Source organism: Hyphococcus aureus, from assembly GCF_042643165.1.
Classification (GTDB): domain Bacteria; phylum Pseudomonadota; class Alphaproteobacteria; order Caulobacterales; family Parvularculaceae; genus Hyphococcus; species Hyphococcus aureus.
The window spans coordinates 780,589-799,597 of the sequence record NZ_JBHRSH010000002.1 but is presented as its reverse complement, the minus strand read 5'-3'; the positions used below and the strand labels follow the sequence as shown (position 1 = coordinate 799,597).

General features: G+C 59.4%; 22 protein-coding genes. 9 read left to right on the top strand and 13 right to left on the bottom strand.

What is annotated here, in order from left to right; all coding sequences use genetic code 11:
- Positions 1-13 precede the first annotated feature (13 nt).
- Genes ACFOOP_RS16815 through ACFOOP_RS16805 form a run of 3 tightly spaced genes read left to right on the top strand, consistent with a single transcriptional unit; the run spans position 14 to position 2,868 of the window.
- Entirely contained in the window at positions 14-490 is a 477-nt protein-coding gene (locus tag ACFOOP_RS16815; protein WP_379882304.1) for an NAD(P) transhydrogenase subunit alpha part 2, read from the top strand.
- A gap of 9 nt (positions 491-499) precedes the next feature.
- Complete coding sequence (locus ACFOOP_RS16810; RefSeq protein ID WP_379882303.1) at positions 500-1,900, top strand: NAD(P)(+) transhydrogenase (Re/Si-specific) subunit beta; 1,401 nt, start codon at positions 500-502, stop codon at positions 1,898-1,900.
- Between the two features lie 56 nt (positions 1,901-1,956).
- Positions 1,957-2,868, top strand: coding sequence for a class I SAM-dependent methyltransferase (locus ACFOOP_RS16805; RefSeq protein ID WP_379882302.1), 912 nt, complete (start codon positions 1,957-1,959; stop codon positions 2,866-2,868).
- A 75-nt stretch (positions 2,869-2,943) separates the two neighbouring features.
- On the opposite strand, the gene ACFOOP_RS16800 is transcribed toward ACFOOP_RS16805, so the two are convergent.
- The 3 genes from ACFOOP_RS16800 to rpsU all read right to left on the bottom strand — a co-directional run bounded on the left by ACFOOP_RS16800 (position 2,944) and on the right by rpsU (position 4,860).
- Positions 2,944-4,050 carry a MipA/OmpV family protein gene (locus ACFOOP_RS16800; protein WP_379882301.1) on the bottom strand — a complete coding sequence of 369 codons (1,107 nt, stop codon included), beginning with the start codon at positions 4,048-4,050 and terminating at the stop codon, positions 2,944-2,946.
- Between the two features lie 390 nt (positions 4,051-4,440).
- Entirely contained in the window at positions 4,441-4,569 is a 129-nt protein-coding gene (locus tag ACFOOP_RS16795; protein WP_379882300.1) for an entericidin A/B family lipoprotein, read from the bottom strand.
- Positions 4,570-4,650: 81 nt separating this feature from the next.
- Complete coding sequence (gene rpsU / locus ACFOOP_RS16790) at positions 4,651-4,860, bottom strand: 30S ribosomal protein S21 (protein ID WP_379882299.1); 210 nt, start codon at positions 4,858-4,860, stop codon at positions 4,651-4,653.
- 176 nt (positions 4,861-5,036) lie between these two features.
- Here rpsU and ACFOOP_RS16785 point away from each other — a divergent pair, with 176 nt between their 5' ends.
- Positions 5,037-5,834, top strand: coding sequence for a COQ9 family protein (locus tag ACFOOP_RS16785; RefSeq protein ID WP_379882298.1), 798 nt, complete (start codon positions 5,037-5,039; stop codon positions 5,832-5,834).
- 7 nt (positions 5,835-5,841) lie between these two features.
- Here the strand turns inward: ACFOOP_RS16785 and ACFOOP_RS16780 are convergent, their stop codons facing one another.
- The 3 genes from ACFOOP_RS16780 to purE form a co-directional block, all read right to left on the bottom strand.
- Complete coding sequence (locus ACFOOP_RS16780) at positions 5,842-6,297, bottom strand: hypothetical protein (protein WP_379882297.1); 456 nt, start codon at positions 6,295-6,297, stop codon at positions 5,842-5,844.
- Between the two features lie 170 nt (positions 6,298-6,467).
- Positions 6,468-7,565, bottom strand: coding sequence for a 5-(carboxyamino)imidazole ribonucleotide synthase (locus tag ACFOOP_RS16775; RefSeq protein ID WP_379882296.1), 1,098 nt, complete (start codon positions 7,563-7,565; stop codon positions 6,468-6,470).
- 8 nt (positions 7,566-7,573) lie between these two features.
- Positions 7,574-8,071, bottom strand: a complete 498-nt coding sequence (gene purE, locus ACFOOP_RS16770; RefSeq protein WP_379882295.1) for a 5-(carboxyamino)imidazole ribonucleotide mutase — start codon at positions 8,069-8,071, stop codon at positions 7,574-7,576.
- 425 nt (positions 8,072-8,496) lie between these two features.
- Between purE and ACFOOP_RS16765 the strand changes: the two genes are divergently transcribed.
- On the top strand, positions 8,497-9,222 hold the full coding sequence (locus tag ACFOOP_RS16765) for a GGDEF domain-containing protein (RefSeq protein WP_379882294.1): 726 nt from the start codon (positions 8,497-8,499) through the stop codon (positions 9,220-9,222).
- A 9-nt stretch (positions 9,223-9,231) separates the two neighbouring features.
- Here the strand turns inward: ACFOOP_RS16765 and ACFOOP_RS16760 are convergent, their stop codons facing one another.
- Genes ACFOOP_RS16760 through ACFOOP_RS16745 form a run of 4 tightly spaced genes read right to left on the bottom strand, consistent with a single transcriptional unit; the run spans position 9,232 to position 11,776 of the window.
- Positions 9,232-10,320 carry an SMP-30/gluconolactonase/LRE family protein gene (locus ACFOOP_RS16760; RefSeq protein WP_379882293.1) on the bottom strand — a complete coding sequence of 363 codons (1,089 nt, stop codon included), beginning with the start codon at positions 10,318-10,320 and terminating at the stop codon, positions 9,232-9,234.
- Between the two features lie 36 nt (positions 10,321-10,356).
- Positions 10,357-10,671 (bottom strand): YdcH family protein, encoded by a 315-nt coding sequence (locus ACFOOP_RS16755; protein WP_379882292.1) that lies wholly within the window; start codon positions 10,669-10,671, stop codon positions 10,357-10,359.
- Positions 10,672-10,673: 2 nt separating this feature from the next.
- Positions 10,674-11,189 carry a TIGR02444 family protein gene (locus tag ACFOOP_RS16750; RefSeq protein ID WP_379882291.1) on the bottom strand — a complete coding sequence of 172 codons (516 nt, stop codon included), beginning with the start codon at positions 11,187-11,189 and terminating at the stop codon, positions 10,674-10,676.
- Positions 11,186-11,776 carry a UbiX family flavin prenyltransferase gene (locus ACFOOP_RS16745; protein ID WP_379882290.1) on the bottom strand — a complete coding sequence of 197 codons (591 nt, stop codon included), beginning with the start codon at positions 11,774-11,776 and terminating at the stop codon, positions 11,186-11,188. The genes ACFOOP_RS16750 and ACFOOP_RS16745 overlap by 4 nt, the downstream gene beginning before the upstream one ends.
- 154 nt (positions 11,777-11,930) lie before the next feature.
- Here ACFOOP_RS16745 and ACFOOP_RS16740 point away from each other — a divergent pair, with 154 nt between their 5' ends.
- Together ACFOOP_RS16740 and ACFOOP_RS16735 are read left to right on the top strand one after the other, a co-directional pair.
- The gene (locus ACFOOP_RS16740; RefSeq protein WP_379882289.1) at positions 11,931-12,110 is read left to right on the top strand and encodes a YdcH family protein; all 180 of its coding nucleotides are present in this window, start codon (positions 11,931-11,933) and stop codon (positions 12,108-12,110) included.
- Positions 12,111-12,229: 119 nt separating this feature from the next.
- Complete coding sequence (locus ACFOOP_RS16735) at positions 12,230-13,012, top strand: SDR family NAD(P)-dependent oxidoreductase (RefSeq protein WP_379882288.1); 783 nt, start codon at positions 12,230-12,232, stop codon at positions 13,010-13,012.
- Here the strand turns inward: ACFOOP_RS16735 and ACFOOP_RS16730 are convergent.
- Together ACFOOP_RS16730 and ACFOOP_RS16725 are read right to left on the bottom strand one after the other, a co-directional pair.
- Complete coding sequence (locus tag ACFOOP_RS16730) at positions 13,009-13,707, bottom strand: DUF1013 domain-containing protein (RefSeq protein ID WP_379882286.1); 699 nt, start codon at positions 13,705-13,707, stop codon at positions 13,009-13,011. The genes ACFOOP_RS16735 and ACFOOP_RS16730 overlap by 4 nt on opposite strands.
- 209 nt (positions 13,708-13,916) lie before the next feature.
- The gene (locus ACFOOP_RS16725; protein ID WP_379882285.1) at positions 13,917-14,912 is read right to left on the bottom strand and encodes an NAD(P)H-quinone oxidoreductase; all 996 of its coding nucleotides are present in this window, start codon (positions 14,910-14,912) and stop codon (positions 13,917-13,919) included.
- 87 nt (positions 14,913-14,999) lie between these two features.
- Between ACFOOP_RS16725 and ACFOOP_RS16720 the strand changes: the two genes are divergently transcribed.
- Positions 15,000-15,194: a DUF1192 domain-containing protein gene (locus tag ACFOOP_RS16720; RefSeq protein WP_379882284.1), complete on the top strand. Its 195-nt coding sequence runs from the start codon at positions 15,000-15,002 to the stop codon at positions 15,192-15,194.
- A gap of 50 nt (positions 15,195-15,244) precedes the next feature.
- On the opposite strand, the gene ACFOOP_RS16715 is transcribed toward ACFOOP_RS16720, so the two are convergent.
- A complete protein-coding gene (locus ACFOOP_RS16715; RefSeq protein WP_379882283.1) occupies positions 15,245-15,607 on the bottom strand; it encodes a hypothetical protein in 363 nt (120 codons plus the stop codon).
- Positions 15,608-16,079: 472 nt separating this feature from the next.
- Here ACFOOP_RS16715 and ACFOOP_RS16710 point away from each other — a divergent pair, with 472 nt between their 5' ends.
- On the top strand, positions 16,080-18,998 hold the full coding sequence (locus ACFOOP_RS16710) for an RICIN domain-containing protein (RefSeq protein ID WP_379882282.1): 2,919 nt from the start codon (positions 16,080-16,082) through the stop codon (positions 18,996-18,998).
- Positions 18,999-19,009: the final 11 nt, after the last annotated feature.

The window sequence follows — 19,009 nt, the reverse complement described above, 5'->3', positions numbered from 1 at the left end:
TTGGAGGAGCCAGATGGCCGCCGACAAACGCGAACAGGTTGAAGAGGCTGCAAAGGCCGCAGAGCAGGCGGCGCAAGCCGCGGAAGCGGCGGCGGCGAACGCCAGCGGCAATGCTGACGCAGCGACGCAAGCCGCAGCGCAGGCGCGCGACATCGCCGACCAGCTTGCGCTGATCGCAGCGTCGAGCCCGATTTCCGATTTTGTCTTTCTCCTGACAATTTTTCTGCTGGCGATTTTCGTCGGCTATTATGTGGTCTGGTCGGTGACGCCGGCGCTGCATACGCCGCTGATGTCTGTGACCAACGCCATTTCATCCGTGGTGATTGTCGGCGCGCTGATCGCGCTCGGCGCGGATCTCTCCGAGTCCGCCAACAGCTTCTGGCCGAAGCTGTTTGGCTTCGCGGCCGTGGCGCTCGCCAGCGTCAATATTTTCGGCGGCTTCATGGTGACCCAGCGAATGCTCGCCATGTACAAGAAAAAAGAACGGTAGGGGCGAAGCATGGCTGATAATCTCCCAGCGCTCCTATACGTCGCTTCGGGCATTCTCTTCATCCTCGCGCTGCGTGGGCTATCAAGCCCCGAGACTGCGCGTCAGGGCAATCGCTTCGGCATGGTTGGCATGTTTATCGCCGTCATGACGACGCTGTTCGTGCTTGAAGACAAAGGCATCGGCACCTGGTTCTTCGTGCTGGTGGCGATCGCCGCTGGCGCGTTTCCGGGCGCCTATATCGCGCGCAAGATCCCCATGACCGCAATGCCGCAATTAGTGGCGGCGTTCCATTCTCTCGTCGGCCTCGCGGCGGTGCTGATCGCGTGGGCGGCGTTCCTTGCGCCGCGCGCCTTCAATATTGGCGAGCCGGGACACATCCATGTGGGCTCAGTCCTTGAGATGTCGCTCGGCGTTGCCATCGGCGCGATCACCTTTTCCGGTTCGATCATCGCCTTTGCAAAACTCAACGGCAACATGTCGGGCAAGCCGATCATGCTGCCCATGCGCCACCCGATCAATCTCGGCCTCGGCCTCCTGATGCTGCTCTTTATCGGCATGCTGATGACGGGCGAACAGTCGGGGACGACGTTCTTCCTGTTGACGCTTGCGGCCTTCGTGCTCGGCTTCCTTTTGATCATCCCGATCGGCGGCGCCGACATGCCCGTGGTCGTCTCCATGCTCAACTCCTATTCGGGCTGGGCGGCGGCCGCGCTCGGTTTCACGCTGGAGAACATGGCGCTGATCATCACCGGGGCGCTCGTCGGGTCTTCGGGCGCGATCCTTTCCTACATCATGTGCAAGGGTATGAACCGCTCCTTCATCTCGGTCATTCTCGGCGGCTTTGGCGGCGAGGATGCAGGGCCCGCCGGCGGCGGTGATGACGACCGCCCGGTCAAGCAGGGCTCGGCCGATGACGCCGCCTTCATCATGAAGAACGCCAACAAGGTGATCATCGTGCCCGGTTACGGCATGGCGGTGGCGCAGGCCCAGCACGCCCTGAAGGAAATGACCGACAAGCTGAAATCCGAAGGCGTCGAAGTGAAATACGCCATCCACCCCGTCGCGGGCCGGATGCCGGGGCACATGAATGTGCTCCTCGCCGAAGCGCAGGTTCCCTATGACGAGGTCTTCGAGCTTGAGGACATCAATTCCGAGTTCCGCACAGCAGATGTCGCTTTTGTCATCGGCGCCAATGACGTCACCAATCCGGCGGCGAAGACCGACAAAACCTCGCCGATCTACGGCATGCCGGTGCTCGATGTTGAAAACGCCGGCACGGTGTTGTTCGTCAAGCGTTCCATGGCGTCGGGCTATGCGGGCGTCCAGAACGAGCTGTTCTTCCGCGACAACACAATGATGTTATTCGGCGACGCCAAGAAAATGTGCGAAGAAATCGTCAAGGCGCTTTGAGGGATTGCTGAGCGTCATACGAGGCGGCTTGTACCGCAAAATACAGGGGAAACATCATGAAATATCTGATGCTGGGCGCAGCCGCGCTCGCACTCGCAGCATGTTCGCAGGAAACGTCGTCCGATGCGGCGCCGGCGGACTCCCATGAGACAATGGCGTCAGCCGATGACATGGAACATGGCGACATGGAGCATGACGCAATGTCCGCGTCGGAAAAACTCGACGCCGTGCTGGCGGCCGAAGCGGACGATGTGAAAGCGCGCTATCCATATCGCCATCCGAAAGAGACGCTGGAATTTTTCGGCGTCGAGCCGGGCATGACCGTCGTCGACACGCTGCCGGGCGAGCCGGGCTGGTATGGCCAGATTCTGGTTCCCTATCTCGGACCCGACGGCGTTCTTATTGGCGCTGATTACTCCATCGACATGTGGTCGAAATTCCCCGGACGTTATTCAAGCGAAGAATATCTGAAGGGCAAGGAAAGCTTTGTGTCCGATTACATCGCCTCCGTGGACGCTATGCGCGGCGAAGAAGGCGCGGAGGCTGCCGCCTTCCAGCTCGGATCGCTGCCCGACAGTCTGAAGGGAACCGCCGATGTCGTTTTGATGATGCGCGCAGCCCATCATTTCAACCGGCTAGAGGACGGAAAATATTTCACCGAAGCGCTCGCCGACTTCATGGATGTTCTCAAGCCCGGCGGCGTTGTCGGTGTTGTGCAACATCGCGCGCAGGAAGACATGCCTGACGACTGGGCGGTGGGCAACGCCGGCTATGTGAAGCAATCGCACATTATTTCGCTTTTTGAAAACGCCGGTTTCGAGCTTGTCGAAGCGAGCGAGATCAACGCCAATCCGGCGGACCGTCCGACGACGGATGACGTTGTCTGGCGTCTTCCGCCGTCGAGCGCTGACGAGGCAGGGATCGGTGAAAGCGACCGCATGACGCTGAAATTCCGTAAGCCGGAATAAATATAGCGCGCAGATTACAAAAAAGCGGCGCTGATAAGCGCCGCTTTTTTTGTGCCTGATGTCAGGAAAAAGGCCTTACTGCCCGGTGCCGCCGAAGGTGAATTCGCGCATGATGTGGAAGCCGAACGTGAACTGGTTGCGGTCGCCATAATCAGCGATGATCGGCGAGCGGGCGTAGTCGCGGAAAACATATTGATAGGTGGCGTAGGGGTTCAGCGACCAGCGATCACCGATATTGATATAGGCGTTGACGCTGCCGCCGACATCGCGGAAGCCGGAATCGACATCATAGACGCCAAGCCGCCCGCCGGTATTCGCCGACTGTTCCGGCGTGATTGAGAAATAAGCGTCGGCGAAATTGTCATCGACCCATGTCGCCTGTCCGCCCGCGGCGAGCGACACCGGTCCGGCGCGGAACAACAGGGCGGTCAGATATCCGTCCACCACAGTGCCGTGATGGCCTGTCTTGATGGCGTGGCGCGCCTTCGCTTTGAAAGCGAAGCGGTCGAGAAACTTCGTTGCAACGAAGCCGCCCATTTCGAAGGTCGTGCCGACATCGCCAAGACCGGCGAGGGCGGGGTTGTCATCCTGATCGCGGCGGCCGCGAATTTTGATCGACGGCCCTGCGCGAAAGCGGGAGAAACCGATAATGCCGAAATCGGCGCCGTCATCGTCGAGAAAAACGAAGTTGCGGAATTTCACATAGACCTGCGGGTCGGCGTTAAATTCGTAATCGTCCGAGCCGAAATAGTCCGGCTTGTAAATCGGGCCGACGCCAAGCGACAGGTTTGTCTCTTCCGGGATGAGGAAGTTCAGGGCGCCAAAGAAACCCCGGTTGTTATCTTTTTCGCCCAGCGTGACGCGTGCGGCGACCGGGTCATTCTCGTCATAGCCCTCGCCGAAAATCAGCGGACGGACTTTAGGATCGTCAAGAGTGTTGGCGTCGCGGTCCTGTTCGGCGCTTATCAGCGCGGCTTCTTCCTGTTCGCGCTGATCCTGACGGAGTTTCTCGCGCTCGTCCTTGGTGGTGGGGCCAAAGAGCATTGGGCTCAAATTCGGATCGTCGATCTGGCGTTGCGCCAGCGCCGGAGCTGTCAGCGCCAGGCTGCCCGATAAAATGATGGCGAGCGCCGCAGCGCATTTTGCCGGACGAGCGCCGCGCCGAACTTCGTTTCTACTCATCGTCCGGTCCCCGCAATGAAGTTTTCGCATCTGATCCCCAACCCGCTAGCACGCTCAAACCCTTGTCGGCCGCATTCCCATCATATCCGACCTATCTTGTCCCGCCTTGCCAAGCGGATGCCGACTCACAGCCGAGACGCCTTGCATTTTAGCGGCCCAAACCTGCAAGGCCAGCCAAAGCTGTAGGCTGAACCCGGCCAGAATGGGGCAGAACGCTTATTTTTCGGTGACGATGGCCGATTCGCCTCACTTACAGCCGTGTTGGGGAAAAGTTCGCCGGCGTCACGACGCCCAGGCCACAAACACGCTTTCGGGCAAATAAAAAAGCCGGGGCTTTTCAGCCGCCGGCTTTTTGAACCCGTTTAAGGGCCGGATTTTCAAGGAAAATCGTTAGTCCTTGTCCACGGCGTCGTCGATGGCTTCGCCGGTGTTTTCAATGTCGCGGCCGACCCCTTTGATGGTTTCGCAGGAAGACAGGAACAGGCCAAAAGCCAAAAGAAGCGTAAGGTAGCGCATCATAAACCCCTGATGGAAATTAAGTTTCAGCGGCCCGAGTATGCCTCGGCGTGCGCATGAAGAAAAGCGCGCAGACCAAAGACCCTAGAGCCCGCCTTCGCGCTGCAACCGCTTGCGTACGAGCTTGCGGGCGCGGCGAACGGCTTCCGCTTTCTGGCGGGCCTTCTTTTCCGACGGCTTTTCGTAAAATTTCCGGCGCTTCATTTCCCGGAAGGTGCCCTCGCGCTGCATCTTTTTCTTCAGCGCCTTAAGGGCCTGCTCGACATTGTTGTCGCGGACAAAAATCTGAACCAAGGCCTTGAGCCTCCTTTGAAAATAAAAGCGCCACGGGGCCGCCGCGACGCAAAACCTGCTAACCAGTCCCGGCCCGCCTGTTTCCTGCAGGGGGTGGGGCGTTCGGGCCTATACCAAAAGGGCCCTATATTGTCTACACGAGCCTTAACAAGCGGCCCAAAAAAGGGGAGGCCCCCTTGACGCAGTCCATAGATGGTGACGAAGTGCTTCAAAATCAAGGACATAGAAGCGGTTTTGAAGCTGAGGGCCGGGCCATTCTCAAGGCCATGCTCGACCGGGTGGTTTTTGACGGCTGGACAGCCTCGGCGCTGGCGCATGCGACCCGCGATGCGGGCCTGGATTCGGCGGTAGCCGCTGCGGCTTTCCCCGGGGGCGTCAGCGATGTTTTGCGCGCCTGGTCCATGGAGGCGGACGCCGCCATGAGCGCGGCCATGGTCGGACCCGATTTTGAGGGGCTGAAGATCCGCGAGAAGGTCGCCTTCGCGGTTGAGGCGCGTCTCGCCGCGATCCGGCCGCACAAGGAGGCGGCCCGGCGCGCGGCGGCGACCCTGGCCTTGCCGATCCACGGGACGCTCGGCGCGGAGCTCGCCTGGAAGACGGCGGATGCGATCTGGCGCGGCCTCAAGGACACATCGACGGATTTCAATTTTTATACAAAGCGCGCGACACTCACCGGCGTCTGGCTCACGACGCTTACGCACTGGCTCGGCGATGACAGTGACGGGGAGGCGTCGACAAAATCCTTTCTTGCGGCGCGCATCGACAATGTGATGCAGATCGAGAAATTCAAAGGAAAGCTCCGTGAGCTGAATATAGACCCGGCGAAACCGGTCGAATGGCTTGCACGATTACGTTATCCGGCGCCGCCAGCCGGGAAAGACGACACGACCTGGAACGAGGCGGAAGTGGACGAAGCGCTCGACGAAAGTTTTCCGGCGAGCGATCCGCCCGGTTGGACGCCTGGAACCGCGTAAGGTTTTCCTAGCTCACATCCGCCGTTAAAAACGCATTGCTGGCGGCGCCGAGACGTTCAGTGAAATGGCTGGTGAAGGTCAGCACATCTTCCATCGTCACGCCCTGATAATAAAGAAAGAGCGCTAGGCCGGCGACGGCGAGGCCTGCGAACCGGGCTATGCATTGCCCTGCGGCGAGAAAGATAAAGGCGGCCGCGCCAATCTGCGCAAGGCCAGCATATTCTCCCTGCATCAAGGTCGCGAGAATGCCCTCAATGGAGGAAAAATCGGCCATTGCCGGGGTTGTCGCCGCAGCCGGGCTGGTGATCGCGCCGGCGCCATTAAAGACGAGAAGCGCTGAACCGACGCCTTGTACGAATTTGCGCAATGCAGCGAATGTATAGTGAGAATGGGAGGCGCCAATGCGGGATGGCGAGGGCGCCGGATAAAACGGCAGTGAAACGGCTCTGGGTGTTGCGGCCATGGCGTGCTACCTTTCTACTGAACCTGATCTGGTCTCTTCAGTTGATCCTGTGCCTAACATTCGCCCCGATGTTGAAAGGGTGTGCCGCAAGTATGGTGATACTATGGCGGCGCGCAGTGACGCCGCGCACAGTTCCTTCACATTTGGTTGAGGGGAGTGGACGCGCGTTTTTAGCGCGCAGTGATCCGCGTCACATGACCCATCTTGCGGCCGGGGCGCGCCTCGCGCTTGCCGTAAAGATGGACGCAAGCTTGCGGCTCGGTGGCGAGGGCGCGCCATTGATGGACGTCATCGCCGATCAGATTTTCCATTACCGCATTTGAATGGCGCGCGGGATCGCCGAGCGGCCAGCCGGCGACGGCGCGGATATGCTGTTCAAATTGGGAAATCGCGCAGGCGTCCTGTGTCCAGTGGCCTGAATTGTGGACGCGCGGCGCATATTCATTGACGATCACATCGCCGCTTTCGAGCACGAAGAACTCAACCCCGATGACGCCGACATAATCGAGTTCGTCGAGCATCCGCCGCGCAACGGCGCGGGCTTTGTCCGCAGTGTCGTCGCTGACTTTTGCGGGCAGGGTGGAGGTCGCGAGAATGCCGTTCTTGTGCACATTCTGCGCGGGATCATACAGCTTCACATCGCCGTCGGCGCCGCGCGCGCCGATGATCGAAATCTCGCACACAAACGGGACAAAGCCTTCGAGGATAGACGGCGCGGCGCCGACTTCATCCCATGCGAAGGCGATCGCTTCTTCATAGGCGCCTGAAAGGTCTGCATCTTCGGTCGTGATGCGTGTCTGGCCTTTGCCGTCATAGCCAAGGCGGCGGGTTTTCAGGATCGCCGGACGCCCGACTTTATCGAGGCCCGTTTTCAGGGAAGCGAGATCGTCCACCGGATGATAGGCGGCGGTCGCTGCGCCGATCTTGTTGACGAACTCTTTCTCGTAAAGGCGGTCCTGCGCCATGGAGAGCGCTTTTGCGCCGGGGCGCACAATGGCTCCAAGTGTAGTGAGAAAATTCACCGCCTCGACCGGCACATTCTCGAATTCATAGGTGATTGCGTCAGCCGCATCGGCAAGCTTCTTTAGCGCGGTTTCATCCGTATAGGATGCAATAATGTGATCCGACGCGACGTCGAAGGCAGGCGCCGTTTTCTCCGGGCAGTAGATAATTGTCTTGAGCCCAAGTTCGGCCGCCGCCGTCGCCAGCATTCGCCCTAGCTGGCCGCCGCCGAGAATGCCGATCGTGCCGTTCTGTTCAACGATCATTGCGTTTGTCAGTCTTCCACGGTTTCGGCGACGCTTGATGTTTGCGCTGCGCGCCATTTGTCGAGACGGTCCGCGAGGGCGTCATCGCTGGTGGCGAGGATCGAGGCGGCGAGGAGACCCGCGTTTGCGGCGCCGGCTTCACCAATTGCGACGGTCGCGACCGGCACGCCCGCCGGCATCTGGACAATCGACAGGAGACTGTCGAGGCCTTTGAGAGATTTTGACTGCACCGGCACGCCGATAACCGGGAGCGGCGTCATCGACGCGGCCATGCCCGGCAAATGCGCGGCGCCGCCGGCGCCGGCGATGACGACTTTCAGGCCGCGCGCTTTCGCGCCTTTCGCATAGTCATAGAGCCGGTCGGGGGTGCGGTGGGCCGAAACGATTTTGGTCTCATAGGCGACGCCGAGCGCATCCAGTATTTCAGCGGCGCGGGTCATCACCGGCCAGTCAGAGCGCGAGCCCATGATGATGCCGACTTTTGGGTCTGTCTGCGCGCTCGCCATGAAGTGTCTCCGGCTTCTGAAAAGCGGGGCTTATAGCAGGCGTCATGGCAGGTGCAAGCAAGAGCGGTCCGGAAGGAGGAGACGCCAGCCACTTAGACGGGGGCGCGAGAGCCAGCGCCTCCTCTCACCGGACGCGGGAGCTGGTCGCGTAGTTCGAAGGGGACTTCGCACGACCTTTCCGCACCACCCAAACTGGGACTGCGCGACCTTTGTCACAAGGGACATTCGGCGAAACGAGCGGTCCGCGCGCCAAAGCGACAAGGCGGCCTAAAGTCCCGGAATAGCAGGGCTAATGAGTGGGAATGTTGCGCGCGGCTGGACGAATCGCGCTTACTGGCGGGAAGGGGCCAATCAGGTTAATCAACTGGGTTGGGGAGTAGAGTCGCGGACGCAGGCGCTCGGCGCGTCTGACGCGGGAGGGAACCATGAAGATTGGCGACGCGCCAAAAACGCCGGGGGCGAGCCGGATTGAACGCAAGCGTGGGATCGGCGCCGCCGCGCCTTCTGCGGCGGCGAATTCAGCCGCGCCGTCGGACAAAATTGTGCTGGCCGGGGTGCCGGACGCCGAGCTGACGCCGCGCGTGCGTGAAGCGCTGACGTCGCTGATGCAGGAGGTGCAGAGCCTGCGCGATCAGCTGACTTGGTCGCAGGAGCGCATCAGCGAGCTTGAACGTCTCGCCGACAGCGATCCCATGCTCGACATTTACAATCGCCGGGCCTTTGTGCGCGAACTCGACCGGGCGCTCGCCATGATCGACCGCTATGACATGAGGGCAAGCCTGGTTTTTGTGGATCTCAATGATCTCAAAAAAATCAACGACCAGATGGGCCATGGCGCAGGCGATGCGGCGCTGGCGCATGTGGCGGAAGCGTTGACGGCGAATGTGCGCCAGACCGATGCGGTGGGCCGTCTTGGCGGCGATGAGTTCGGGGTGCTGTTGACCCAGGCCGATCAGCAGACGGCGGAGATCAAGGCTGCGCATCTCACCGCTGCGGTTTCCGCGCAGCCGGTTTCATGGAAAGACGGCGCCTTTGTCGCGCATGTGTCCTGCGGCGTCGTTGAAATCGCCAAGGGTCTGTCAGCAGACGAAGCCATGGAGCGCGCTGACACGGCCATGTATGAGGTCAAGGCGCGCAAAAAGAGCGGCTAGGGAAGCCGCCTAACGCTCCAGCTTAAGCAAAGCGTCGCCAAGGCCGGAGATGTAAACAGGTCCGCCGTCCGGCGTCAGGACAACGCCCGTAATCAATCCCGGCATCGGCCCCCACATATCCGGTCCCATCAGTTGCATCAGCGACTCGCCGGTTTCGCTGCGGCGGCGCCATTCGGCAATGAGAGCGTCGCTCTCGTCGCTTTGCGGATGAAACACCGAGCGCGCAGCGCCGGTCTCGGGATCAAGGAGCAGGACTTCATTGCCGATCGGGGAGGCGACCCACAATTGCCCGCCTTCATCCATCTCGATATTGTCCGGCCCCAGAATGTTCACCACAAGGCGCCGCTCGGTAATCTCTCCAGTATCGAACGAAACCGTAAAACCGTTGATGCGGCCGCCCACGGTTTCAGCAACGAAAATTTCGCCGCGGTCCTCGTCAATGACGAAGCCATTGGCGAAGTCGAGCCCATCGACCTTCAACGCAGCGCGCGTCCCGCCGTTACGATCCGGGGCCAGCCGGAACAGGGCGCCATCCGCAAATGGCGCATCTACCGCCGCGAATAATCTTTCCTCCGAGTCCGGTCCATTATTTTCTGTAGATTGTGTGAACCAGATCGCGCCGGTTGTGTCGGCAAGGACTGTGTTGACGCCATAGTCATGGGTGTAGATGAGCTCGGTCGTCTCCGCTGCGACATCCACGCGATAAATTGCGCCAGTGAAAACATCGGCGACCAGCACATGCTTGCCATCCGGTTCAAAGGCGACGCCGTTCGGCCCTGCATTTTTTTCAGGCGGCGCATATTCATATCCGGCCGCTGCAAAATTTCCGAATGGCCGGTGCGATCCGTCAGGTGAAAGCGCGATCAAGCCGTGCGCCCGGTCGGCGATCAGCAGCCTTCCGTCGGATAGTACGACGCCGTCCTCAGGGCGTTGGAGAGTGCGGTCGGCGGGAAAGACTTCTCCGTCTGCAAAGGTCCAGTGAGGATCTTTTGTTTCTTCCGTAACGCTGGTTTGATCGGTCGTCCTGTCCGGTTCGGTCGACGGCGCGCAGGCGCAAACGCCAACGCCGATAGCGGCGAGCAATAGTTCAAGTCGCATTCATTCCCCCAATTGGTTTCAGCCCTCTAACGGGGCTTAGGCGATAATATCCGGCAGCATGGTGTCCTTGATCTCCTGGATCATGTCTTTCAGCGCCAGTTTTTTCTTTTTCAGCCGCGCGATGGTGAGCCGCTCATAGGGTGAGTTCAGTTCGAGCGCAGTAATCGCCGCATCGAGATCGCGATGTTCCTGTTCGACCATGGCGAGACGGATGGACATAGCCTCGTCATTGGCGCCGTCGAAATCCTTGTCATTGGCCGCAAATCTCTTTCGCGCAAGGAGGTCGGCGTTTAGCGACGCTGCGGGAACTGGCCGGTCCGGCCGACCGTTTTCTTCTTCGCCGTCGCTCATGATTACTGCCCCGCCGCCTTGTGGTCTGAGCCCGGGAAAATATGGTCGATCAGGTCGCGAAGCAATGCGCTTGAGAAGCCGTCACGGCGCGGCGCATCCATCAGGCTGGCATAAAGCGCGATATTGTCTCTCGCCGCCGCCAGCATGGGCTCGCGCTCCATAGGCGTTGCGGGGCGCGAGAGCTTGAACAGAATATTTTGTTCGTGATGTTCGGAGGCCAGTTCGACCTCCTTCAGCAGATTGTAAAACTCCGCAGGGCCGAGCTCATGGGCGTTGAGGCGCGCTTCGCGTAGAGGTTCGACGACGCCTTCGGCCCATTCGGTCGTCGCGCGCATGGCGGCGCGCAAAGCATCCTCGCTCAGCTTTTCGCCTTCGCTCGCGCGCCAGATGCACCAAAGCGCGAGATTAACGTCAAAACCGAAATCATCCTGAAGATAAATGAGGCGGTTTTTCACGCCCGGCAATTCATAGGTGTTAAGCGACCAAACCCAGAACCGGTGTCCCTTCGGCTTGCTCATCCGCGTTTTCCTTTTTCGAGATCTTCGCCCCAGCGTTTGACCAGAGATGTTTCAATGCCGAAGAGATCGAGTGCGCGGCCAACAGATTGATCGACCAGATCATCAACGCTTTGCGGTTCGGCGTAAAAGGCGGGAAGTGGCGGTGCGATCACCGCGCCCATTTCCGCAAGTTGAGTCATGGTGCGCAGATGGCCGAGATGGAACGGCGTTTCGCGCACCATCAAGACAAGCTTGCGCTGTTCTTTCAATACGACATCGGCGGCGCGCGACAACAGCGTTCCCGTCACGCCGGTTGCAATCTCCGACATGGTTTTTATTGAACAGGGCGCGATTAGCATGCCCAGGGTTTTAAAAGAGCCGGAAGAGACCGGCGCGCCAATGTCGCCAATGGCGTAACGGCAATCCGCAAGCCCGGCGAATTCAGCTGCCGATTGATCGAGCTCGTAGCGAATCGTCATCTCGCTCGCCTTGCTCAAAATCAGGTGAGTCTCCACATCGGTTTCCCGGAGCGCCTCAAGCGCCCGGCGGGCGTAGACCGCGCCAGAGGCGCCGGTTACGCCGATAACCAGTCTGCGGGTCGTTTTCATAGCGAACTCAATATCTTGTCTGTTATTTCATAGCGTATTGGTGAACATACCGCCAACAAATTCGGCTAACCGCTGTTAATCCAAGAAGCCGTGACAGGGGCGGGCTTTTCATGCTTATATAGTCGGTGTCATTTCCCAACAAAGGAGGCCGATTATGGCGATAAAAGCTCACATGGAAACGCTCAACAGGCGGCACCAGGAGCTGGAGGCGGCTATTAACGCCGAAACCAAATCTCCCGGTTACGATGAGATGCATGTTGTGGAGCTGAAACGCCAAAAACTTAAAATCAAGGACCAGCTTGAAGAACTCCGAATACAGAACAAACTGAACTGACGGAGTATTCGCCGGCTTCTTTAAAGGAAGCGGCGCGGAAACAAATTTTGAAACTTACTTTCTGCATAAAGCTGCGGCGCACGAGACGTGCGCCGCCAGTTTTTTAAGGAGCCGCCTTTATGGGCCAGAGAACTGTCATCATCACCGGCGCGGCGCGCGGCGTCGGCGCAGCCTGCGCCCGGCGGTTTGCGGCGAATGGCGACAGGCTGTTGCTGGCCGATCCGGAAGAAGAGGCCGGCAAGGAATATACGAAGCAGCTATGTGAGGGCGGCGCCGAGGCGGCGTTCGTTCACGCCGACATGACCAAGCGTCTTGACGTTCATAATGTCATTGCAGAAGCGCTCGACAATTATGGCTGCATCGATGTGTTGGCCCATACCGTGATGGCGCAGTTTTCCGCGCCGTTCCTGCAAACCAGCGAGGATGACTTCGACCGCATCGTCGCGTCGAATATTCGCGGCGCGTTTCTGATCAATCAGGCGGTGGCGAAGCAGTTCGTGAAGCGTCTCGATAGCGGGGAGGCGGACCAGAACGCGCCCGGCGTCATCGTCAATATCGGCTCGGTCGAGGCGGTGACGGCGGCGGCCGATCATGTGGCCTTTGCAACCTCGCAAGGCGGGCTCCACCAGCTTACCAAGGCGGTGGCGATCGCCATGTCGCCTCATGGCGTGCGGGCCAATCTGGTGGGTGTCGGCGCCATCAAGGGCGATCTTGAAGAGGGTGAGCGCGAGGGCGAGCGCGAGGCGACCCCCTTAAAACGCATCGGCGACCCCGATGAGGTCGCCGAAGTGGTGTTTTTCCTCGCCAGCGACGCTGCGTCCTATGTCACCGGCCAGACCGTATATGTTGACGGCGGCAAGCTTGCGGCGAACGCCAGCGGCGCCAAGAAGAAGAAATCCTAGCTCTCGTCGCTGTCGTCGTCGTCGCCGCTGCCGGTAAAATCGGCGAAGACATTGGCGAGATCGACTTTCTTTTCTTTCGCCTCGTTGGCTTCGTCTTCGGCGAGCGTTGTCTCGACCGGCTCCAGCGACGGACCGGCGTCCAGCTCCGGCTGGTCTTTCAGCATCTTGGCGCGTTTCGCGGCGGCTTTGCGGACAACGGCGTCGAGATCCATTTGCGAGCAAAGGCCGAGACCGACCGGATCGCGCGGCTCAAGATTGGCGGTGTTCCAGTGCGAGCGGTCGCGCACCGAGGTAATCGTCGTTTTCGTCGTGCCGAGTAGCTTGGCGATTTGCGCGTCCGAGATTTCCGGGTGGTTGCGCACGATCCAGGCGATTGCGTCGGGGCGGTTCTGGCGCTTGGAGACGGGGGTGTAGCGTGGGCCCTTGCGCGGTTTTTCCGCGACAACTGTTTTTGGCCGCGACAGTTTCAGCCGGTAGGCGTCGTCCGCTTCGCCCTTGTCGATTTCCTCGCGGTTGAGCTGGTGGTTGGTGATCGGGTCGATGCCGCGCACGCCCGCCGCCACGTCGCCATCGGCGATGCCTTTCACCTGCAAGGGGTGCAGGCCGCAGAAATCAGCGATCTGGTCAAAGCTCAAAGACGTGTTGTCGATCAGCCAGACGGCGGTTGCGATCGGCATCAGCGGACGGTCGGCCATGTCATGTCTCCGTAAGGTTATCCAAAAAGCCTTCGGCGGCGGCCTCCCTTCCGGGAAGCCGCGCTAACCGCCGGATTTTCGGGGAAAGCGACGCGAGTAACGCGATTGGCCGGGCATATAAACCGTTTGGGGGCTCGCGCCAAGGAGGCCAATGGCGTTTTCAGGCGAGGTGGAGGGCGGATTTCGCCGAAAACGCCGAAAAACAGCCGTCAGGGCGCCTTGAGGAGGATTTTCCCCATATGGGCCCCGGCTTCCATGCGGCTGTGGGCCTCCGCCGCATCGGCGAGCGGGAAGACTTTGTCGATCACCGGCCGGAAATCGCCGCTTTCCAGCTTTGGCCAGACCTTCGCCCGGATGCCGGCGGCGAGGCGCGCCTTCTCCGCGAAGGGCCGGGATTTCATCGTCGAGCCGGTGAGGCGGAGCCGCCTTTGCATGATCACGAAAATATTGATCTCCGCTTCAGCGCCGCGGAGCATGGCGATGGAGACATGGCGTCCGCCGAAATTGAGGCAGGAGAGATTGCGTTTGACGAAATCGCCCCCAGCCATGTCGAGAACAACATCAGCGCCGCCGGATTTGGCGACTTCGCCATCCCAGTCGTCTTTGTCATAGAGATACGCCGCATCGGCGCCGATCTTCAGCGCGGCGTCGCATTTTTCTTTTGTTCCGCAAGTGGCGATGACTTTTGCGCCGAAGGCTTTGCCAAGGGCGATCGCCGTCACGCCGATGCCGCTGGTCGCACCATGAAGGAGGAGGGTCTCGCCGCTTTTAAGCTGGGCGTCGTCGAACATATTCGCCCAGACCGTGAACACGGTTTCGGGAAGGCCCGCCGCTTCTTCCAGGGTGATGTTTTTCGGCACCGGCAAACATGAGCCGGCGTCGGCGATCGCGTATTGCGCATAACCGCCGCCGGTCAACAACGCGCAGACGCGCTCGCCCGGTTTCCAGTCTTTCACATCCGGTCCGACCGCCGCGACCACGCCGGCGCATTCAAGGCCGGGCAGATCGCTGGCGCCCGGCGGCGGCGGATACATGCCCTTGCGCTGGAGCACCTCCGGCCGGTTGACGCCCGCCGCAGTAATGCGGATCAGCACCTCATTGCCTTCAGGGCGCGGAACCGGCCGCTCCGTCAGTTTGAGGACCTCGGGGCCGCCAAATTCGCTGATTTCAATTGCCTGCATCGTTGCGGGAAGGGCGTCGGCCATTGGATTTACTCCCTGTTTTCCGTCATTCTTGCCTTAAGCCGTGCGATTACGCAAAGTGCGCCTCCACCGATAAGGGGAGGTTCTGTCATGGATGATCAGCCGCTCAACGAAAAGCCCGACATGACGCTGGGATTTTTGGCGAAACAGGATCTTTATACGCTTTCCGTCGGCGATCTTGATGAGCGTATTGAAGCCCTGAAAGCCGAGATCATCCGCTGCGAAAAAGCAAAAGCAGACCGCGGCGACTCCCGGTCAGAGGCGGAAAAGCTGTTTAAGTTTTGACCCCGTTTCAATCCATGCTGGCGCGTGGATTTCGACTGTTCAGCGCCGGATTATGAGATCAGGTTTTTTAGAACGCTTTTAAGAAACGCCACAATATATAGCACCGACGGAATCCAGAAGATCGAAAAGATGATCAGCACAGGAATATTCTTGGACGCGAAAAAGGGATTGTTCTTCAGGTCCTGTTTTTGCCGGGCTTTGTTGCGGCGTTCCTTGCCGGCGATGATGCGAATAAAATACTTGCCGAGATAAATCCGCATATCCGCGGGCTGGGCGTGGGCGGCGGATTTTCTGACCGCGTTTTCAATAGCGATGCGCTGGTCGGCGGTCAGCGTCGCGAGGACGTCGCCTTCCATTTCTTCCCAAAACCAGTTTATCTCTTCATCGCCGGATACGGCGTGGCTCTCGGACATGTGACCGTCTCATGGTGTAATAGCGCGGGGGCGCCGCCGCTGCGCCGGTTCTTTCCGCATTATGACGTTCAAGATAAAAGCCGCGCGAATTTGATCCGAACAATTTTAACGATCGCCTTGACGTGTCGGTGACTGATGAGCCGATCTGTCCGGAGAAACTGGACGCCGAGGCGATGCATGTCAGACGCGGCGCCGTTGGCGCTTTGCGGCGATGGATTTTTTACGGGTCGGTCCCGATCGAAAGTGGGGCGCAATGTCGTCGGTCATTACCTGACAAGCAGCGCCCGGGATTAGCGCAACTTCATCGTCGCGTCATAATCCGCCTTCGCCGCTTTTTCTGATTCGCCAGTTGTGGAAACGATGTGAACGGATAATGGCCCGTCGATATATTCCAGGTGCGGCAACCGATTTGCGTTGCAATAAATTTCTTATGCTCTAGCTTTCACCTCGGCTTTTGCGCGGGGGAGCAAGCATGAAATTGTCAAAACTGGCCCTTTCAGGGATGACTCTTTTCTTGAGTCTCACGGTGGGGAAGGTCTTCGCTTATAGCGGTGAAGATTTGCTGAGCGGGCGTCCATTTCATCATTTTGACATTACCTATCGCGCGCTCGCCGGCGATCGCGCTATCACTGACGACCAGATGCAGCAGGTTTTCCCGGGGCTTGGTTTCAGCCGCGAGGCGGCGACCGCCGTCGCATGGCATGCTGACTATATCGACGCTTACTTATACAGCCCGATCTTTTGGGCGCAGGGTGTGCCCGACGGTTTTGACAAACGCCTGAAAGCCAGCTTTGCGCAGTTCGACGAGCTGGCGAAGCTTCATTTCGACGATACGTTTAGTTCTGCGGGGATTGAAAGCACTTGGGTGCGATACGGTTCCGGCGCGCTGGCGGGATTGTTCTGGGCGGCGGAGAATAATGATCACGCGGCGGCCTATAATATTCTGGGCGTCAGCGTTCACGCCGTGCAGGATTTTTATTCTCACTCCAACTGGGTTGATGACCCGGAGCGCCGCCGGGGCGCCTGGCATGAGATGTCCCCGGAGGGCCGTGCAAGGCAAACGCTCTATTCGGGCGCGTATGAACTGCCGGCGACGACGGCGCCGGCGAGCCACGGCAAAGTGTCGTTTGAATGCAGCCTTTTTGGCCGGCCTGAGATTGCGCCGGTGATGGAGCAGGTATGCACAGGGCTCACGCCTTTTGCGGAAGCGCCTCAATGCCAGTCCTATCGCCGTTACTGCCGCGGCGGGCAGGCGACCAAGATTTCTCTCGAAGGAGCGAGTGCGGAGGCGCTTGTGCTGGCGCCGCCAGGCATTGCGCTCGACAATAGCTGGCTTGCGAAAGTTGGCGGCAATGTGCGCGGGTTAACGACGGCGGAAGGCAACTTCGCTTCAGGCCGGTCGGAGGGCTGGCTGTCGCTCGCCCAGTGCAATGCTGTCGCCAATCTCGGCGTTGCGTGTAACGAAGAAACGCCGTCTACGGGCGCATGCCAGAAAATTCAACCGCGCGAGTGCAGCACCGATTCCGACCGGCTTTTCGCAACATCGAAATTTCTGGCGATTGAATCGACGACGCAGTGGGTGGCGGTGTTGGACGCCATCATGAAACAGCGTCACGGAAAATTCTGGGCCGAAGTCAAGCAGGGATTTAATTCTTCTGTCGCCCAGCGCGAAGAACAGTTCGAAGACTTCGACAAATTGCCGTTCCAGTTCCTTTCCGCCGGGGATTATCCGGTTCAGGGTTCTGAGGCGGACGGCTATTATATCCGTTTGCGGTTGCGCACAGCGGACCTTCAGGGCGCTGGCACCGACGCCGACATCAAGGCGCGTGTTGAATACCCGGGCGGTTCGAAAGAATTCAAACTCGACTATATGCCGACCGACAAGGATGCGGGCCTGCGCTCCAACCGGCTGCTCGTCTATAATGATTTCGAGAAAGGCGATAATGACGTTTACACGATCGGCCCGTTTCCGCAGCGGCCGACTTGGCTTACCCTGATCAATGACGCGGCCGATGGCGGCGAAGTGCTAGAGGCCCTGGGCGAGCAAATTTATGAAAGCATCGTCAGTATCTTCACTGATCCGGAGGAAACCTTCCTGCCGCTGATCAGCGGGGAGGCGGATTATGTCGGCGAGAAAACTGTAAGACTGTCTTATGCGCAGCTTAACGAAGCCGCGAATGGCGCCGTGCAGGCTTTGAATATCGACGCCGCGAAAGACGGTGACTACGATCTGCAATATACCGTTTCCTCAACTACGGAAGGCCTTGGCGAAGATCTGCGCCGTCGCGGCTGGAAGCGTTTCACGATCCGCCCAACGACGCTGAAATGCAACGCTGAATCTGAATGGGATCGGAGCTCTGATTCTGACGAGCCGTTCTTTTTCTTCTCCGCCAGCCCGCTCAACGGCGCTACGAACGCAACGCAATATTATCGGCAGGAGCCGTTGTCGGATGTGGATACGGGTGAATCCGTCACGCTCTCTGCGCCGTCGATGAGTTTTGACCTGTCGCCCGAGGGCGTTCTGGTCCTCGCGTTTCAGCTTTATGAACATGACGAAGAATCCGAAGACTCACGCGATAGCTTATTCACCGTCTTCAAGACGGGCGTGGATGACTCCGCAGATTCAGCGAACAGCAAATTTCTCGACGAACTTGGCCGGTCGCTCGCCGCCTCCTGGACGGTGGGGGAGATTGACGCTTATGGCTTCAGCCGCGGCGCGGGTGTCGTTGTCGGGAATATCTTAAATGTGCGCGGCCCGATTGAAATTGGCGGCGATGAATCGCAACGCTTCCAGCTCTTTCCGGCGCGGCTTTATGTGGCGGCGGTGCCGGAATGGCCGTCGAGCCCGGCGAACTGGCGCGCGCCGAGACGATACGCGAATTTTGCGCCGTCTCTTCGGCAAGTCGAAATGGGCGCCAATTTGCGCCGGCTGACAACCATCCCCGCGCCCAATACGCGTTTTCAGATCAGGGTTGCATCGACCGGAAAATGCGTCGGCGTTGCAGGGGAATCGGTCGCCCTTGGCGCGGCCGTTGAGCAACAGACCTGCCGTACAGGCGCGCAGAAATGGGTGTTGGGCTCCGCAGGGCCTGACAGTTTCCTGATCATCGCCCCGCATAGTTTCGCCGCTGCGCCGGCGGGCCCCAAATGCATGGAGCCTGTTGGCGCGGATGTGAGTGATGGAACGGCGATCCATCACAATGCCTGTTTGATGCAGGCGGATCGTCTCTGGCGCCTGGAGCCGGTGAATGACGGTTTCAGACTGCGCTTCGGTCAGCTCGGCAAATGCCTGGAGGTACAAAATGGTTCGACCGCCGATGGCGCAAGGTTGCAGATTGCGACCTGTATTGACGGACGCCAGTCACAGCTCTTCGAATTGTACGGAGATTAGCGCACGAGCGC

Bases quoted from the DNA above. Each gene is read 5' to 3' on its own strand.
- ACFOOP_RS16815 (WP_379882304.1), top strand. From the start codon at position 14: ATGGCCGCCGACAAACGCGAACAGGTTGAAGAGGCTGCAAAGGCCGCA.
- ACFOOP_RS16810 (WP_379882303.1), top strand. From the start codon at position 500: ATGGCTGATAATCTCCCAGCGCTCCTATACGTCGCTTCGGGCATTCTC.
- ACFOOP_RS16805 (WP_379882302.1), top strand. From the start codon at position 1,957: ATGAAATATCTGATGCTGGGCGCAGCCGCGCTCGCACTCGCAGCATGT.
- ACFOOP_RS16800 (WP_379882301.1), bottom strand. From the start codon at position 4,050: ATGAGTAGAAACGAAGTTCGGCGCGGCGCTCGTCCGGCAAAATGCGCT.
- ACFOOP_RS16795 (WP_379882300.1), bottom strand. From the start codon at position 4,569: ATGATGCGCTACCTTACGCTTCTTTTGGCTTTTGGCCTGTTCCTGTCT.
- ACFOOP_RS16780 (WP_379882297.1), bottom strand. From the start codon at position 6,297: ATGGCCGCAACACCCAGAGCCGTTTCACTGCCGTTTTATCCGGCGCCC.
- ACFOOP_RS16775 (WP_379882296.1), bottom strand. From the start codon at position 7,565: ATGATCGTTGAACAGAACGGCACGATCGGCATTCTCGGCGGCGGCCAG.
- purE (WP_379882295.1), bottom strand. From the start codon at position 8,071: ATGGCGAGCGCGCAGACAGACCCAAAAGTCGGCATCATCATGGGCTCG.
- ACFOOP_RS16765 (WP_379882294.1), top strand. From the start codon at position 8,497: ATGAAGATTGGCGACGCGCCAAAAACGCCGGGGGCGAGCCGGATTGAA.
- ACFOOP_RS16760 (WP_379882293.1), bottom strand. From the start codon at position 10,320: ATGCGACTTGAACTATTGCTCGCCGCTATCGGCGTTGGCGTTTGCGCC.
- ACFOOP_RS16755 (WP_379882292.1), bottom strand. From the start codon at position 10,671: ATGAGCGACGGCGAAGAAGAAAACGGTCGGCCGGACCGGCCAGTTCCC.
- ACFOOP_RS16750 (WP_379882291.1), bottom strand. From the start codon at position 11,189: ATGAGCAAGCCGAAGGGACACCGGTTCTGGGTTTGGTCGCTTAACACC.
- ACFOOP_RS16745 (WP_379882290.1), bottom strand. From the start codon at position 11,776: ATGAAAACGACCCGCAGACTGGTTATCGGCGTAACCGGCGCCTCTGGC.
- ACFOOP_RS16740 (WP_379882289.1), top strand. From the start codon at position 11,931: ATGGCGATAAAAGCTCACATGGAAACGCTCAACAGGCGGCACCAGGAG.
- ACFOOP_RS16735 (WP_379882288.1), top strand. From the start codon at position 12,230: ATGGGCCAGAGAACTGTCATCATCACCGGCGCGGCGCGCGGCGTCGGC.
- ACFOOP_RS16730 (WP_379882286.1), bottom strand. From the start codon at position 13,707: ATGGCCGACCGTCCGCTGATGCCGATCGCAACCGCCGTCTGGCTGATC.
- ACFOOP_RS16725 (WP_379882285.1), bottom strand. From the start codon at position 14,912: ATGGCCGACGCCCTTCCCGCAACGATGCAGGCAATTGAAATCAGCGAA.
- ACFOOP_RS16720 (WP_379882284.1), top strand. From the start codon at position 15,000: ATGGATGATCAGCCGCTCAACGAAAAGCCCGACATGACGCTGGGATTT.
- ACFOOP_RS16715 (WP_379882283.1), bottom strand. From the start codon at position 15,607: ATGTCCGAGAGCCACGCCGTATCCGGCGATGAAGAGATAAACTGGTTT.
- ACFOOP_RS16710 (WP_379882282.1), top strand. From the start codon at position 16,080: ATGAAATTGTCAAAACTGGCCCTTTCAGGGATGACTCTTTTCTTGAGT.